Here is a 14,536-nt window from a genome sequence, read left to right as displayed (position 1 = left end):
GTATGAGTCAGACAGGTGGAAACGGGAGAGGGAGTGCGGGCAGCATCATTCGCTGGCCGCTGCGTGCCGACCCTAAAGCCGCAACAGGTCGCCCAGGGAGATCACCGGGCCGGTCGGCAGGCCGGTCGGCGAGCCGCCCGCCGGTTCGAGGCTGATCGCCAGCTTGGCGCCCGCGGCGAGCCTTCCGCCGACCTCCGCCTCGACCGGAAGCTGTGCCGTTTCGCCGGCCGGGATGACGCCCATGGAGATGGGCTGGTTGGCGCCTTCGATGACCCAGAGTTCGAAGTCTCGGCCGGCGGCCCTTTCGCCGGAGACATGGCGCAGGTCGACCTGGCCTGCGGCGGGATCGTACAGGGCGACGTAGCGAACGTCGCTGTCCGCCGCCGAGAGCGAGGCGACCAGACGGTCCTGCGGAGCGGGCGGGCGCACAGCGAAGGGCAGCAGGATGGCGAGGGCCAAAGCGGCGACCGCCGCGGCCGCCAGCCCGCGCCAGAAGGCGAGGCTCGACCACAGGCGCGGCCGCGACCGTTCCCCGCCTTCCGGGAACAGCCGCCTGTCGAGCCCGGCCTTCGCCGAGGCCGGCGGCTCGACGGGCGCGTAGGCGGCAGACATCGGCGCGAGATCGCCCTCCCAGCGCTCGACGAGCCGCGCGAAAGCCGGCTCCGCCTCGATGCGCCGCGCCGCCGCTGCCCGTTCCTCGGCGGACAGCACGCCGAGCACGAATTCGGCGGCGAGCAGGTCGTCGCCACCTTCGTCCGGCAGTCTGTCTTCCACGATGCTCATCGTTCGAGGCATTCCCTGAGTTTCAGCAGGCTGCGCCGCAGCCAGGTCCGCATGGTGTTCAGCGGCACGCCATGGCGAGCTGCCAGTTCCGCATAGCTCTCTCCCCGGATATAGGCGCCGCGCACCGCTTCGGCCCGGTCGGTGTCGAGTTCCTCGAGGCAGCGGTGGATGCGCCCGGCCTCGCCGCCGGCCGCCGCCAGCGCCTCGGGATCGAGAGCCGGATCGGCGATCTCGGCGGCTTCCTCGATGCCGGCCGCCGTCTGCCGGCGCTGGCGCAGCCGGTCGATCGCATGGTTGCGCGCGATCGCCACCAGCCAGGAGATCGGGCTGAGGTCGGAGGCGGCGAAGCGATCCGCCTTGGTCCAGATCTTGACGAATACCTCCTGCAGCGCTTCCTCGGCCTCGGAACGATCGTTCAAGACACGCAGGCAGACACCGAAGAGTTTCGCGCTGGTCTGGCGGTAGAGGAGGTCGAAGGCGGCGCGATCCTTCATCGAGACGCGCACGATCAGCCGCGTGACATCCGGCTGTCCCACCGGAGACCGGTCACCTGCGGAGGCTGACGCTTTCGGTTCCATGCACGGCCAGACTATCACGATTTCGGACCATCACCACTGGCGGCCGCACATCCGCTTCCGTCCGCGTCTGGCGCATGGGACCTTGCGCGCGGCTTCGGCCGGCATACCATCGTCGAAACTGATCAGCGCCGATTGGAGACGTCATGATCGCCGGCCATCTCGCCCTCGTCGTCGCGGCCCTGTTTTCAGGCGCGGCCGTCTACATCAATCTGGTCGAGCATCCGGCCCGGCTTTCCCTCGACGACCGCGCCCTGCTGGCGCAATGGAAGCCCTCCTACAAGCGCGGCTACGCCATGCAGGCGACGCTGGCGCTTGTCGGCTTCCTGCTCGGGCTCGCCGCCTGGTGGCAGACCGGCGGCTGGCCATGGCTCGCCGGCGCGCTGGTGCTGGTCGCCAACTGGCCCTTCACCCTGATCGCCATCCGGCCGGTCAACGACGTGCTGATGGGGATGGACCCGGCGCAGGCGGGACCGGACAGCCGCGATCTCCTGCGGAAATGGGCCGGCCTGCATGCCGTGCGCACCACTCTCGGCCTCGCCGCGACCGTCATCTTCCTGCTGGCTTCGTCCTGGTAGATCGTCGATCGGCGAATGGCCGCGACGCCATTTGCTAGCCGCCGGCTTTATCGCTAAGACGCGCCGCGGATCACCTCGGAGGACCTGATGGACATCGCCGAAACCGCCGCCGCGCAAGCCGCCCTGCTGTCCCGCGCCCTGCCTTACATGCAGCGCTACGAGAACAAGACGGTGGTGGTGAAGTATGGCGGCCACGCCATGGGCAATCCGGAACTCGGCCGTGCCTTCGCCCGCGACATCGCGCTGCTCAAGCAATCGGGCGTCAATCCGATCGTCGTGCATGGTGGCGGGCCGCAGATCGGCGCCATGCTCACCAAGATGGGCATCGAGTCGAAATTCGAGGGTGGCCTGCGGGTGACAGACCAGAAGACCGTCGAGATCGTCGAGATGGTGCTGGCCGGCTCCATCAACAAGGAGATCGTGGCGCTCATCAACGCCGAGGGCGAATGGGCGATCGGACTGTGCGGCAAGGACGGCAACATGGTCTTCGCCGAGAAGGCGAAGAAGATGGTGCGCGATCCCGATTCCAACATCGAGCGGGTGCTCGACCTCGGCTTCGTCGGCGAACCGGTCGAGGTCGACCGCACGCTGCTCGACCTGCTCGCCCGCTCGGAGATGATCCCGGTGATCGCGCCGGTGGCGCCCGGCCGCGACGGCCATACCTACAACATCAATGCCGACACCTTCGCCGGCGCCATCGCCGGCGCCCTGGAAGCGAAGCGGCTGCTGTTCCTGACCGACGTTCCCGGCGTGCTCGACGGCGACAAGAAGCTGATCGACGAACTGTCGGTGGCGCAGGCCAAGGCGTTGATCGCCGACGGCACCATCTCCGGCGGCATGATCCCGAAGGTCGAGACCTGCATCGAGGCGATCGACCGTGGCGTCGAAGGGGTGGTCATCCTCAACGGCAAGACGCCGCACGCCGTGCTGCTGGAGTTGTTCACCGAGCATGGGGCCGGGACGCTGATCGTGCCGTGATGCCGGTCGTCTTTCGACACAAGGGCTTCCGGTTCCACTTCTATTCGAACGAAGGGGAGCCTCGCGAACCGCCCCACATCCACGTGATGAAGGACGACATCGATGCCAAATTTTGGCTCAGGCCGGATGTCGTGGTAGCTACAATGACGGCTTCAACGCCAAGACGCTTCGCGAACTGACCGAAATCATCGTGAGGCGTCGCGACGAAATCGAGCAGGCTTGGTATGAATTCTTCGGTTAGGGCTGTCAAAGTTGACTTCGATCAGGACAGCATGCGGGTTGACCTGTCCGACGGGCGGGTGCTGAGTGTTCCTCTCGCATGGTTTCCGCGGCTGCTGCGCGCGGCAAGCGCAGAACGCGAAGCGGTGACCATCAGCACGCGCGGGCTGCATTGGGAAGCGCTCGACGAGGATATCTCGATCCAGGGCCTGCTGGCCGGACACGGCGACCAGACACGGCCGGGCTCCAGACAGGCAGCGGAGTAGTCCGCCGACTTCGCGACGCCGACGTGAAATCCGGTGGCCGGTCACTCGGCCGGGGGGACGGCGCGCTTGTCCGGAAAGATCTCGTCGCCAGCACCGGCTTCCGGGGCAGACAGGTTCAGCGGCGCCGCGGTCCTTTCCAACGTCTCCACCCGCCTGTCATAGCCGGGCGCGATCGTCCCCAGCATGCGGTCCCAGAACGAGAAGTAGTTCGCGTAGTTGTAGCGGAACTGCGCGTGGTGCTGGTCGTGGTAGGTCGTGCACAGCATCGGCCAGGGGCTGCGCGCCGTCGGCGCGGCGAAATATTCGAAACCCGCATGCCCGAACGTGCCGTTGATCTGGTCGAAGGCCTTGTGCGCGAGCAGGATGACCGGCGGAAACGGCACGAGGAAGACGATCACCGCGTAAAAACCCTGGCTGATCGCGGTATCCACCAGGCCGATGGAATCGTTGCTCCACACCGTCGGCGCGACGCTGCGGTGGTGCAGCGCGTGGAAGCGGTAGAAGGGTCTGGTGTGCAGCAGCCGATGGGCGAAATAGAACCAGGTGTCGAACAGCACCATGCAAAGCAGGAACAGCGGCAGGGCGGTCCACCAGTCCAGCGCCCAGGGGATCGGTGCCCAGCCTTGCATCTGGGCATGGAGACCGATCGCCAGAGAAAGGCTGGATACCAGGATCGAGGCCATGCTCTGGCGGATTTCCGCCAGCATGCGCCTTTCGCCGCGCCGCCGCTGCTGGATGCGGCGTTGCGGATTGCGGTCGTTGAGCCAGCTAATGCCGACGCCCAGGGCGAAATACAGCGCGACCGTGGCGAGGTAGACCGCCGCCAGCAGCACCACGAACTCGCCAATCACGCCGGCGACCCCCACACCTAACCCCCGTCGGCTCCGCCTTTGCGAAAAACGATTGCGAGCCTGCAAGACAAAACCTTAACACGGGAAGCGACAGCCGCAAGCTTGGAAGCCAGCAAGGGTTGCGGAGGATGGCACCCAGTCCACCGCTTCGTGCATGCGCAGCGGAAAATGGCTGTCCTCAGGTGGAATCCGGTGGAATTTTCGCGCCGTATCGCGATATAGCCGCACCCAATCGAGCCGCGGCGGCACTGAAGATGGGGCACGCCGGCGACGTCGGAATGCGGACAGCGCCCGACACAAGCGTAAGGAGACGTTCGATGGACATCAGGAGCGAGACCACGGAACTGCTCGGCAGGCTGGGAGTTCGGGCGGATCGTCTTGCCGGCGGCGATCTCGTCGTTCGCAGTCCGGTGACGGGCGAGCAGATCGCGGCGCTGAAGACGATCTCGGCGGGCGACGCGGCGGCGATGATCGAGGAGGCCGACGCGGCGTTCCGCGCCTGGCGCAACGTGCCGGCACCGAAGCGCGGCGAGCTGGTGCGGCTGCTCGGCGAGGAACTGCGCGCCGCCAAGGCCGATCTCGGCCGGCTGGTGTCGATCGAGGTCGGAAAAATCCCGTCCGAGGGACTCGGCGAAGTCCAGGAGATGATCGACATCTGCGACTTCGCCGTCGGCCTGTCACGGCAGCTCTACGGCCTGACCATCGCCACCGAGCGCCCCGGCCACCGCATGATGGAGACCTGGCACCCGCTCGGCGTCGTCGGCGTCATCTCCGCCTTCAACTTTCCGGTGGCGGTTTGGTCGTGGAATGCGGCGCTGGCGCTGGTGTGCGGCAACTCCGTGGTGTGGAAACCGTCGGAGAAGACGCCGCTGACGGCGCTCGCCTGCCAGGCCATCTTCGCCCGCGCGGCCGAGCGCGCAGCCGATGTGCCGAACGGGCTCGTGCAGGTGCTGATCGGCGACGGTGCGATCGGCGAGGTGCTGGTCGACCATCCGAAAGTGCCGCTGGTCTCGGCCACCGGCTCGACCCGCATGGGCCGCGCGGTCGGGCCGCGGCTGGCAAAACGCTTCGCCCGTGCAATCCTCGAGCTCGGCGGCAACAATGCCGGCATCGTCTGCCCAAGTGCCGATCTCGACATGGCCGTCCGCGCCATCGCCTTCGGCGCCATGGGCACGGCCGGCCAGCGCTGCACGACGCTGCGGCGCCTGTTCGTGCACGACAGCGTCTACGACACGCTCGTGCCGCGCCTGCGGAAGGCCTATCAGAGCGTGTCGGTAGGCAGCCCGCTGGAAACCAGCGCGCTGGTCGGCCCGCTGATCGACAGGGTGGCTTTCGAGGGCATGCAGAAGGCGCTCGACGCGGCCAAGGCTGAAGGCGGCACGGTGACCGGCGGCGAGCGCGTGGACACCGGCGGCGCCGAAGCCTATTATGTCCGTCCGGCGCTGGTGGAGATGCCGAAGCAGACAGGTCCGGTGCTGGAGGAGACCTTCGCACCGATCCTCTACGTCATGAAATACAGCGAGCTCGACCAGGCGATCGCCGAGCACAACGCCGTCGGCGCCGGTCTGTCGTCATCGATCTTCACCCGCGACCTGATGGAGTCGGAGCGTTTCCTGTCGGCGGAAGGTTCCGACTGCGGCATCGCCAACGTCAATATCGGCACGTCGGGGGCCGAGATCGGCGGCGCGTTCGGCGGCGAGAAGGAGACGGGCGGCGGTCGCGAGAGCGGCTCCGATGCCTGGAGGGCGTACATGCGCCGCGCCACCAACACGGTGAACTATTCGAAGGCGCTGCCGCTGGCGCAGGGCGTGTCGTTCGACATCGACTGAGCCCTTAAGGAATCGACAGGAACGACGGCGGAAGGTTTGCCATGACCAGGAAGACGATCATCTCGCCGTCGATCCTCTCGGCGGATTTTTCGAGGCTGGGAGACGAGGTCGAGGCGGTCGTCGCCGCCGGTGCCGACTGGGTGCATCTCGACATCATGGATGGGCATTTCGTGCCCAACATCACCTTCGGCCCGCCGGTGGTGAAGGCGATCCGCGGCCGTACCGAAAAACTGTTCGACTGCCACCTGATGATCGCGCCGGCCGATCCCTACATCGCCGCCTTCGCCGAGGCGGGCGCCGACCTGATCACCATCCACGCCGAAGCCGGCCCGCATCTCGACCGCTCGCTTCAGACCGTGAAGAACCTCGGCAAGAAGGCTGGCGTGTCGCTCAATCCGGGGACGCCGGAGAGCGCAATCGAGCATGTGCTCGACCGGCTCGACCTGATCCTGGTCATGACGGTCAATCCTGGTTTCGGCGGCCAGGCCTTCATCCCGGCCATGCTGAAGAAGATCCGCCGCGTGAAGGCCATGATCGGCGACCGGCCGATCCATATCGAAGTCGATGGCGGGATCACGCCGGACACCGCGCCGCTGGTCGCTGCGGCCGGCGCCGACGTGCTGGTCGCCGGCTCGGCGGTGTTCAAGAGCGGCTCGACCGACGCCTATCGCGCCAACATCGAGGCGATCCGGGCGGCGGCTGACGCTGGGGCGAAGTAGAAATCCAGCTTGTCGGCATACCGAGCAGCGGGACCGCTACGCGGTAGCGTGCCGGCTAAAAACCTTGTCGCCGCCGATCCAGACGCCTTCGACGTCGAGGTGGTCAGACAACTGCACGATGTCGGCGCGGCTGCCGCCGGCGAGCCGGCCGTGGCGCACCTCCACGCCCATCGCCATGGCCGGATAGAGCGAGGCCATCTTCAGCGCCTCGCCGAGATCGAGGCCGATCGACCGGTGCATGAAGCGCACCGCCGAGATCATGTCGAGATCGGCGCCGGCCAGCGTGCCGTCCTCCAGCGTCAGGCGGCCACCATTGCGAAAGATCGTGCGGCCGTTGAGCGTGAAGGAGGTCATGTCCGTGCCGGTCGGCGCCATGGCGTCCGTGACCAGAAAGATGCGCGCCGGCCCGACCTTCGCCCGCATGGCGATGCCGATGGTCGCGGGGTCGACGTGAAAGCCGTCGGCGATCAATCCTGCCCACAAGGTGCCGCAGCTCAGCGCCGCTCCAGCCAAGCCGGGCTCGCGGTTGCCGATCTGGCTCATGGCGTTGAAGAGGTGCGTCACCAAGCCGGCGCCGGCCTCAGCATAGACCTGTGCGATCGCATGATGCGTATCGGAATGGCCGAGGCTCATAACCACCCCCGCGCCGGCAAGCCGGGCTACGCGCTCCGGCTCGACCGATTCCGGCGCCACCGTCGTCAGCAGCGCCGGCAGGCGGGCGCGGGCACGAAGCAGGAAAGCCTCGTCGGTATCGGTCATCGGCCGGATGAGGCGTATGTCGTGGGCGCCCTTGCGGGCGAAGGACAGGTGCGGTCCCTCGAGATGCAGGCCGAGAAAGCCGGGCACGCCGGCCTCGGCCGCGGCGGCGCCGGCATCGACGGCGCGCGCGGTGATCTCGGGCGAGTCGGTGATCAGCGTCGGCAGCAGCGCGGTCGTGCCGAACGGGGCGTGCGCGGCGCAGATGGTGCGGATGGTTTCAACGTCCTGCCGGTCGTTCAGCATGACGCCGCCTCCGCCGTTCACCTGCAGGTCGACGAAGCCCGGCGCCAGCATGCCGTCCGTCCTGGTCACAATCGTCCCGGCGGGGATCTTCGAGCGCGCGACCACGGCCTCGACATCGCCATCGCGCACCAGCACGGCGGCGTCCTCGTGCCATACCTCGCCGTCGAAGATTTTTGGCGCGGAAATCGCGAACGACCGCATCAGCGCGTCTCCGTCACCTTGCGCAGGTTGCGCGGCTGGTCGGGATCGAGGCCGCGCCGGCGCGCGAAAGCCTCGACGAAGGCGTAGAAGGAGACGATCAGCGGCAGCGGGTCGGTCAGGGGATGACCGGTGGCGACATGCGGCAGCATGCGCGCCTGCGCGGTGCGCCGCGACGTGGCGAAGACGGCGGCACCCTTCGCGGCCAATGCATCGGAGGTCTCGGCGACCGAGGCTTCCGAGGCGTCGCGCGCGGCCAGCGCCAGCACCGGGAAGCCGGGACCGACCAGCGCCAGCGGGCCGTGCATCACCTCGGCGGCGCTGTAGGCCTCGGCGTGCATGCCGCAGGTTTCCTTGAATTTCAGCGCCGCCTCGCTGGCGATCGCATAGGAGGGGCCGCGTCCCAGGATGAAGAGGGAAGGCGCATCCTCCAGGGCCGCGGCGATCTCCATCCAGTCGCAATCGATCGCCTGGCGGAACTGCTCGGGCAGGCGCCGCAGCGCGGCGAGCAGGTCGGCATCGTCGGTGCAATGCGCCATCAGCACGAGGCCGGCCAGCGCCGAATTGACGAAGGTTTTCGTGGCGGCGACGCTGCGCTCCGGCCCGGCCAGTATGTCGATCGGATAGTCGGAGGCACGCGCCAGCGGCGAATCCGGCGTGTTGGTCAGCGCCACGGTCAGCGCGCCGCCGGCCTTGGCCTGCGCCGCCATGGCGACGATGTCGGGGCTTTTGCCGGACTGCGAGATGGTCAGGCAGAGCGAGCCGGCCAGCCTCAGGTTGGCGCCGTAGATGGAGGCGACCGACGGGCCGACCGAGGCGACCGGGATGCCGGCCGTGAGCTCGACCGCGTATTTCAGGAACGAGGCGGCATGGTCCGAGGAGCCGCGCGCCACGCTGATGACGAAGGAAGGATCGAGGTCGCGAATGCCTTTCCCGGCAGCCTCGAGCGCCTTGCCGCCGCCATTCAGCAGCCTTGCCGCGGCTTCGGGGATCTCCGCGATTTCGCGGCGCATATGGGTGGGATCGTTCATGGCTCGCTCCTCGTGCCAGCGGAATCCCCCAGTCTCAGTTCGGCGACGAAATCATAGGTGTCGCCGCGGTAGATCGATCGCGTGAACTCCACCACCTTGCCGCTCGCCAGGTAGGAGATGCGTTCGATGTGCAGGCCGGCGGTGCCGGTCGGCAGGTCGAGCAGCCGCGCGTCCGCGGCGCCCAGATTGGCCGCCGAGATGCGCTGTATGGCGCGCACCGGCCGGCTGCCGGTCTTTTCCAGCGCCGCGTAGAGCGAGGAGCCGACGGCGGTCGGATCGGGCAGGGCCATTGCCGGCAGGGCGGCGCGCTCGATGGCCAGCGGCGTTCCGTCGGCGATCCGTAGCCGACTCACCCGCGCCACCGATTCCTGAGGAGAGAGCCCGAGCACCATCATCTCCTCGGGTGAGGGTGCATAGATGCCGCGGTCGAGCCATTCGGAACGCAGCGTCTTGCCGCGCCGCGCCATGTCCTCGGTGAAGGAGGTCAGCAGCGACAGCGACTGCTCGACCCGCTCGACGGCGCGGGCGACGAAGGTGCCGGAGCCGTGGCGCTGCACCAGCAGCCCGTCGCGGACCAGATCCTGCACGGCCTTGCGCACGGTGACGCGCGAGATATCGGCCTTGGCGGCGATGTCGCGCTCCGAGGGCAGCGCATCGCCGGGAAGGAGGACGCCGCGCCGGACGGCTTCCTCGATCGAGCGCTTCAGCTTCAGGTAGAGCGGCGCGCCGTTGGGGCCCGCACCCTTCAGGGCGCCGAAGATCGTATCGGCGAGGTCAGCCATGCGCCGGCCTCCCGGCGCCGAAGCGGCGGGCCGCCATCGACACGGCGCCGCCCAGCGCGTCCTGCCGCGGCTGGCGCAGGCGTTCGCGGTAGTTTGGCGAAAGGCGCGGCGCATAGAGCGCCGCCAGGCCGCCGAGCAGGCTGATCGGCTCGTCGTCGCCGAGTCCCAGCACGACCAGCGACGCCTCGATGGCCGCCACCCCGCGTGCGACGATGAATTCGGCGACAGCGTCGCCCTTCGTGGCATGGTCGAATACCATCGGCGCGAAGCCGCCGAAATCGCCCGGCTTGGCCGTGGTGGTGAACTCGACCACGTCGCGCGGATTGCCGCGGAAGACGGCGAGCAGCGCGTCGGTCAGCGGGGAGGCCGGGCGGATGCCGTCATAGGCAAGCAGCGTCTCCTCGAGCAGATCGCGGCCGATGCGGCCGCCGCTCGCCTGGTCGCCGACCAGAAACCCCCAGCCGCCGACGGAGCGCACCATGTCGCCGCGCCGCATCATGTAGACGCTGCCGGTGCCGAGGATGGCGATGGCGCCGTTGCTGCCGCCGAGCGCGCCTTCCAGCGCGATCAGCCCGTCGCTCTCGACGGCGCAGCGCGGGAAGGGCAGGATGGCCTCGAGCTGCTGGCGGTAGGTGCCGACATTGCTGCCGGCGAGCCCTAGAACCGCCGGCGTCTCGGCGATCCGCTCCGGGTCAAGGCCGGCGTCGATGAAGGCCAGCCGCGCCGCCTCGACGATGCTGGCGCGGGCGCCGGTCAGGTCGGTGCGGATGTTGGCGGCGCCGCTCCTGGCGCGGCCGAGAATCTCCCCGCGGGATGTGGCGACCGCCGCCCGGCAGCTCGTGCCGCCACCATCGATGCCCAGTACCAGGTCCACGCGGAAATGCTCCTCTTTCTTGATAATACCAATAAAATACCATTCTCCAAGCGTTAATTTTTGGCCAGGGAATGGATCATGTAAGTAGCTGATATGGTTGCGCGGGCTTCGGTTTGGTGGCTCAGCCGTGACCAAATCGTAAATGCCGCGCTGGACAAGTGGTATTTTTTTGGTATGGTCGCCGAATGGAGGGGATCTGATGGCGCATGCCGGCACGGAAGCGGTGAACGCAAAGGCGAAGGGGCTGGACGAGCAGCCGCCTGCGTCCATCCTGCGCTTGCTGGCCGATGCCCAGGTCGAGGCCGCGAATAGCGTCCATGCCGCCGTCGATGCGATCGCCTTGGCCGCGGAAATCGCCGCCGGCCGGCTCGCCGTGGGCGGCCGCCTTTTCTATGCGGCGGCCGGGAGCTCCGGCCTGATGGCGCTGGCCGACGCGCTCGAGCTTCCCGGAACCTACGGCATCCCGTCTGAGCGGGTGGTGGTGCTGATCGCCGGCGGCAGGCAGGCTTTCGTCGACCTGCCGGGCGCGCCCGAGGACGACGCGGCGGAGGCTGCCAGGGAAGTGGCGGAGAACGGCCTCGACGCCGGCGACTGCCTGATCGCGCTGTCGGCCTCCGGAACGACGCCCTATGCGGTGGCCGCCCTCGACGAAGCGCACCGGCGCGGTGCCGCCACGATCGGCATCGCCAACAATGCCGGTACGCCGCTGGCGACGCGCGGCGATGTCGGCATCGTTCTCGCCACCCCGCCGGAAATGATCGCCGGGTCGACCCGCATGGGCGCGGGCACGGCGCAGAAGATCGCCCTCAACATGTTCTCGACCCTGGTCGCCATCCATCTCGGCCATGTCCACGACGGCTACATGGTCAACCTGCGTCCCGACAACATGAAACTGCGCGACCGCGCCGCCCGCATCGTGGCGGCGATCGCCGGCTGCGGCCGGGACGAGGCTCAGCGGCTCCTGGAAAAGACCGGCGGCGCCGTCAAGCCGGCGATCCTGCTTGCCGCCGGGGCGGACGACCTCGGCACCGCGACCCGCCTCCTGGCCGAGGCCGGGCAAAAGCTCAGGCCGGCGCTCGCCGGTCTCGAAGAGGGGAGCACCCGCTCTCATCACAATCGAACCTGAACAGGTCGAAACAGGGAGACTGCAATGACAACAAGACTCATCACGGCGTTGCTCACGGGCTCCAGCCTGCTCGCCTGCGCGGGCGCGGCGCTGGCCCAGGACAAGACGCTGACCATCGAGAGCTGGCGCAACGACGATCTCGCCATCTGGCAGGAGAAGCTCATCCCGGCCTTCGAGAAGGCCAATCCCGGCATCAAGGTGGTGTTCTCGCCGTCGGCGCCGACCGAGTACAACGCCGCGCTCAACGCCAAGCTCGACGCCGGCTCGGCCGGCGACCTCATCACCTGCCGTCCCTTCGACGCCTCGCTCGACCTCTACACCAAGGGCCATCTCGCCGATCTCAGCAGCCTGCCCGGCATGGAGAATTTCTCCGACGTCGCCAAGTCGGCCTGGCAGACCGACGACGGCAAGGCGACCTTCTGCGTGCCGATGGCCTCCGTCATCCACGGCTTCATCTACAATGCCGACGCCTTCCAGCAACTCGGCATCACGCCGCCGGCGACCGAGGCGGAATTCTTCGCCGCGCTCGACAAGATCAAGGCGGACGGCAACTACATCCCGATGGCGATGGGCACCAAGGATCTCTGGGAGGCCGCGACCATGGGCTACCAGAACATCGGCCCGAACTACTGGAAGGGCGAGGAGGGCCGCCTGGCGCTGATCAAGGGCGAGCAGAAGCTCACCGACCCGCAATGGGTCGAGCCTTATGCGACGCTCGCCAAGTGGAAGGACTATCTCGGCGACGGCTTCGAGGCGCAGACCTACCCGGACAGCCAGAACCTGTTCACGCTCGGCCGCGCCGCCATCTATCCGGCCGGCTCGTGGGAGATTTCCGGCTTCAACACGCAGGCGCAGTTCAAGATGGGCGCCTTCCCGCCGCCGGTGAAGACCGCCGGCGACACCTGCTATATCTCCGACCACACCGACATCGCCGTCGGCCTCAACGCCAAGAGCCCGAATGCCGACGCGGCGAAAACCTTCCTGTCGTGGGTCGCCTCGCCGGAATTCGCCACCATCTACGCCAACGCGCTGCCGGGCTTCTTCAGCCTGAACAACGCGGCGGTGAAGATGGAGGACCCGCTGGCACAGGAATTCGTGTCGTGGCGCGAGAAGTGCAAGCCGACGATCCGCTCGACCTACCAGATCCTGTCGCGCGGCACGCCGAACCTCGAGAACGAGACCTGGGTCGAGTCCGCTAACGTCATCAACGGCACCGACACGCCGCAGGTCGCCGGCGAGAAGCTGCAGAAGGGCCTCGACGCCTGGTACAAGCCGGCGAAGTGATGCGCTGGTGAACCCTCCCCCTCGAGGGGAGGGTCGCGGCGAAAACCGAGCGGGACGCGAGGTTTTTGACGCGGGGAGGGGTCGGTGGTGAAGCGCTCGGCAGAAGAGAGCGTCGAGCACTTCCGCAGCAACCCCACCCCGTCTCGCGATCTCGCTTCGCTTCGACCGCTCGCCGACCCTCCCCTCAAGGGGGAGGGTTATGCCGGCGGCGCTGCCGGCGCCTTGCCGTGACCGAAGGGCGGCGTCAGATCGCGTCAATCGCCTGCCACATCTTTACCGGGGCCGCCAATGTCCGTGGACGACCAGCCAATCAAAAAACCCTTCCGCTGGCACATCCTGGTGTTCCTGGCGCCGGCCTTCCTCGTCTACACGGCGTTCATGATCGTGCCGCTCGCCGGCACGCTGCAACTCTCGCTGTTCCGCCGCATCGACCAGCAGCTGGTCTATGTCGGCCTCGACAATTTCCGCATGCTGTTCGGCGACCCGCGCTGGTCCGTGAATTTCTGGAACGCGCTGTGGAACAATGTCTGGTTCTTCATCATCCACATGCTGGTGCAGAACCCGATCGGCGTGCTGCTGGCGGCGCTGCTGTCCAGCCCGACGCTGCGCTTCCGCGCCTTCTACCGCACCGCCATCTTCGTGCCGACGGTCCTGTCCTTCGTCATCGTCGGCTTCGTCTGGAAGCTCATCCTGTCGCCGCTGTGGGGCGTGGCGCCGTCGCTGCTGAACTCGGTCGGGCTGAGAAGCCTGTTCGCGCCCTGGCTCGGCAAGGAGGAATATGCGCTGACCGCGCTCAGCCTGATCTCGGTCTGGCAGTTCGTCGGCATCCCGATGATGCTGATCTATGCGGCGCTGCTGTCCATTCCCGACGAGGTGATCGAAGCCGCCGAGATGGACGGCATCACCGGGATTTCGCAGTTCTGGAAGATCAAGCTGCCGCTGATCCTGCCGTCGATCGGCATCATCTCGATCCTCACCTTCGTCGGCAATTTCAATGCCTTCGACCTGATCTACACCGCGCAGGGGGCGCTTGCCGGCCCCAACTTCTCCACCGACATCCTCGGCACCTTCCTGTACCGTGCCTTCTTCGGCTTCCAGCTGCAGCTCGGCGATCCAAACATGGGCGCGGCGATCGCCACCATGATGTTCCTCATCATCCTCGCCGGCGTCGCCGTCTATCTGTTCGCCATCCAGACGCGGCTGCGGCGGTATCAGTTTTGAGGATTTGAGATGCTGGTCTTTCGCACCCCCCTCTGTCCTGCCGGACATCTCCCCCGCAAGGGGGGAGATTGGCCGGCCGCTTTGGTTTCGCCAATCGCAGACGTTGAAGGAAATGCGGCTTCGATGAAGCTGCCCATCTCCCCCCTTGCGGGGGAGATGTCCGGCAGGACAGAGGGGGGTGCGAAAGAAGGCAGCTCTGGCGCTGAAACCTCGCGAGGCC

General features: G+C 67.4%; 17 protein-coding genes. 10 read left to right on the top strand and 7 right to left on the bottom strand.

What is annotated here, in order from left to right; genetic code table 11:
• Positions 1-72: 72 nt before the first annotated feature.
• Positions 73-783, bottom strand: a complete 711-nt coding sequence (locus tag C7I84_RS14825) for an anti-sigma factor (protein ID WP_106772975.1) — start codon at positions 781-783, stop codon at positions 73-75.
• Positions 780-1,361, bottom strand: coding sequence for a sigma-70 family RNA polymerase sigma factor (locus tag C7I84_RS14820; protein ID WP_425351347.1), 582 nt, complete (start codon positions 1,359-1,361; stop codon positions 780-782). Before C7I84_RS14820 ends, C7I84_RS14825 begins: the two co-directional genes overlap by 4 nt.
• Positions 1,362-1,504: 143 nt before the next feature.
• On the opposite strand from C7I84_RS14820, the gene C7I84_RS14815 reads away from it, so the two are divergent.
• From C7I84_RS14815 to C7I84_RS14800, 4 genes are all read left to right on the top strand, one after another.
• Complete coding sequence (locus C7I84_RS14815; protein ID WP_106772973.1) at positions 1,505-1,936, top strand: anthrone oxygenase family protein; 432 nt, start codon at positions 1,505-1,507, stop codon at positions 1,934-1,936.
• Positions 1,937-2,020: 84 nt separating this feature from the next.
• Entirely contained in the window at positions 2,021-2,914 is an 894-nt protein-coding gene (gene argB / locus C7I84_RS14810; RefSeq protein WP_106772972.1) for an acetylglutamate kinase, read from the top strand.
• The gene (locus C7I84_RS14805; protein WP_245428450.1) at positions 2,914-3,093 is read left to right on the top strand and encodes a DUF4160 domain-containing protein; all 180 of its coding nucleotides are present in this window, start codon (positions 2,914-2,916) and stop codon (positions 3,091-3,093) included. The genes argB and C7I84_RS14805 overlap by 1 nt, the downstream gene beginning before the upstream one ends.
• Positions 3,094-3,138: 45 nt before the next feature.
• Positions 3,139-3,399: a DUF2442 domain-containing protein gene (locus C7I84_RS14800; protein ID WP_106772971.1), complete on the top strand. Its 261-nt coding sequence runs from the start codon at positions 3,139-3,141 to the stop codon at positions 3,397-3,399.
• 41 nt (positions 3,400-3,440) lie between these two features.
• Here the strand turns inward: C7I84_RS14800 and C7I84_RS14795 are convergent, their stop codons facing one another.
• Positions 3,441-4,250 carry a sterol desaturase family protein gene (locus C7I84_RS14795; RefSeq protein WP_106773051.1) on the bottom strand — a complete coding sequence of 270 codons (810 nt, stop codon included), beginning with the start codon at positions 4,248-4,250 and terminating at the stop codon, positions 3,441-3,443.
• 317 nt (positions 4,251-4,567) lie between these two features.
• On the opposite strand from C7I84_RS14795, the gene amaB reads away from it, so the two are divergent.
• Both amaB and rpe read left to right on the top strand, forming a co-directional pair.
• Positions 4,568-6,079 carry an L-piperidine-6-carboxylate dehydrogenase gene (gene amaB / locus C7I84_RS14790; protein ID WP_106772970.1) on the top strand — a complete coding sequence of 504 codons (1,512 nt, stop codon included), beginning with the start codon at positions 4,568-4,570 and terminating at the stop codon, positions 6,077-6,079.
• A 41-nt stretch (positions 6,080-6,120) separates the two neighbouring features.
• Positions 6,121-6,798, top strand: a complete 678-nt coding sequence (rpe, locus tag C7I84_RS14785; protein WP_106772969.1) for a ribulose-phosphate 3-epimerase — start codon at positions 6,121-6,123, stop codon at positions 6,796-6,798.
• Between the two features lie 36 nt (positions 6,799-6,834).
• Here rpe and nagA read toward each other — a convergent pair whose 3' ends face one another.
• Genes nagA through C7I84_RS14765 form a run of 4 tightly spaced genes read right to left on the bottom strand, consistent with a single transcriptional unit; the run spans position 6,835 to position 10,685 of the window.
• A complete protein-coding gene (gene nagA, locus C7I84_RS14780; protein ID WP_425351346.1) occupies positions 6,835-8,001 on the bottom strand; it encodes an N-acetylglucosamine-6-phosphate deacetylase in 1,167 nt (388 codons plus the stop codon).
• Positions 8,001-9,029 carry an SIS domain-containing protein gene (locus tag C7I84_RS14775; RefSeq protein WP_106772968.1) on the bottom strand — a complete coding sequence of 343 codons (1,029 nt, stop codon included), beginning with the start codon at positions 9,027-9,029 and terminating at the stop codon, positions 8,001-8,003. Before C7I84_RS14775 ends, nagA begins: the two co-directional genes overlap by 1 nt.
• Entirely contained in the window at positions 9,026-9,811 is a 786-nt protein-coding gene (locus C7I84_RS14770; RefSeq protein WP_106772967.1) for a GntR family transcriptional regulator, read from the bottom strand. Before C7I84_RS14770 ends, C7I84_RS14775 begins: the two co-directional genes overlap by 4 nt.
• Entirely contained in the window at positions 9,804-10,685 is an 882-nt protein-coding gene (locus C7I84_RS14765; protein ID WP_106772966.1) for a glucosamine kinase nucleotide-binding domain-containing protein, read from the bottom strand. The genes C7I84_RS14770 and C7I84_RS14765 overlap by 8 nt, the downstream gene beginning before the upstream one ends.
• A 199-nt stretch (positions 10,686-10,884) precedes the next feature.
• On the opposite strand from C7I84_RS14765, the gene C7I84_RS14760 reads away from it, so the two are divergent.
• The 4 genes from C7I84_RS14760 to C7I84_RS14750 all read left to right on the top strand — a co-directional run bounded on the left by C7I84_RS14760 (position 10,885) and on the right by C7I84_RS14750 (position 14,316).
• Positions 10,885-11,811, top strand: coding sequence for an N-acetylmuramic acid 6-phosphate etherase (locus tag C7I84_RS14760; protein WP_106772965.1), 927 nt, complete (start codon positions 10,885-10,887; stop codon positions 11,809-11,811).
• 24 nt (positions 11,812-11,835) lie between these two features.
• The gene (locus tag C7I84_RS14755; protein WP_106772964.1) at positions 11,836-13,095 is read left to right on the top strand and encodes an ABC transporter substrate-binding protein; all 1,260 of its coding nucleotides are present in this window, start codon (positions 11,836-11,838) and stop codon (positions 13,093-13,095) included.
• An 87-nt stretch (positions 13,096-13,182) separates the two neighbouring features.
• Positions 13,183-13,326: a hypothetical protein gene (locus C7I84_RS30030; RefSeq protein ID WP_165816085.1), complete on the top strand. Its 144-nt coding sequence runs from the start codon at positions 13,183-13,185 to the stop codon at positions 13,324-13,326.
• A 57-nt stretch (positions 13,327-13,383) separates the two neighbouring features.
• Positions 13,384-14,316: a carbohydrate ABC transporter permease gene (locus C7I84_RS14750; protein WP_106772963.1), complete on the top strand. Its 933-nt coding sequence runs from the start codon at positions 13,384-13,386 to the stop codon at positions 14,314-14,316.
• Positions 14,317-14,536: the final 220 nt, after the last annotated feature.

Origin of the sequence: Kumtagia ephedrae, from assembly GCF_003012745.1 — a bacterium.
GTDB classification, from domain to species: domain Bacteria; phylum Pseudomonadota; class Alphaproteobacteria; order Rhizobiales; family Rhizobiaceae; genus Kumtagia; species Kumtagia ephedrae.
The sequence above is the reverse complement of the archived record's forward strand: the minus strand, read 5'-3'. Positions and strand labels throughout refer to the sequence as shown.

Bases quoted from the DNA above. Each gene is read 5' to 3' on its own strand.
- C7I84_RS14825 (WP_106772975.1), bottom strand. From the start codon at position 783: ATGAGCATCGTGGAAGACAGACTGCCGGACGAAGGTGGCGACGACCTG.
- C7I84_RS14820 (WP_425351347.1), bottom strand. From the start codon at position 1,361: ATGGAACCGAAAGCGTCAGCCTCCGCAGGTGACCGGTCTCCGGTGGGA.
- C7I84_RS14815 (WP_106772973.1), top strand. From the start codon at position 1,505: ATGATCGCCGGCCATCTCGCCCTCGTCGTCGCGGCCCTGTTTTCAGGC.
- C7I84_RS14805 (WP_245428450.1), top strand. From the start codon at position 2,914: ATGCCGGTCGTCTTTCGACACAAGGGCTTCCGGTTCCACTTCTATTCG.
- C7I84_RS14800 (WP_106772971.1), top strand. From the start codon at position 3,139: ATGAATTCTTCGGTTAGGGCTGTCAAAGTTGACTTCGATCAGGACAGC.
- amaB (WP_106772970.1), top strand. From the start codon at position 4,568: ATGGACATCAGGAGCGAGACCACGGAACTGCTCGGCAGGCTGGGAGTT.
- rpe (WP_106772969.1), top strand. From the start codon at position 6,121: ATGACCAGGAAGACGATCATCTCGCCGTCGATCCTCTCGGCGGATTTT.
- nagA (WP_425351346.1), bottom strand. From the start codon at position 8,001: ATGCGGTCGTTCGCGATTTCCGCGCCAAAAATCTTCGACGGCGAGGTA.
- C7I84_RS14775 (WP_106772968.1), bottom strand. From the start codon at position 9,029: ATGAACGATCCCACCCATATGCGCCGCGAAATCGCGGAGATCCCCGAA.
- C7I84_RS14770 (WP_106772967.1), bottom strand. From the start codon at position 9,811: ATGGCTGACCTCGCCGATACGATCTTCGGCGCCCTGAAGGGTGCGGGC.
- C7I84_RS14760 (WP_106772965.1), top strand. From the start codon at position 10,885: ATGGCGCATGCCGGCACGGAAGCGGTGAACGCAAAGGCGAAGGGGCTG.
- C7I84_RS14755 (WP_106772964.1), top strand. From the start codon at position 11,836: ATGACAACAAGACTCATCACGGCGTTGCTCACGGGCTCCAGCCTGCTC.
- C7I84_RS14750 (WP_106772963.1), top strand. From the start codon at position 13,384: ATGTCCGTGGACGACCAGCCAATCAAAAAACCCTTCCGCTGGCACATC.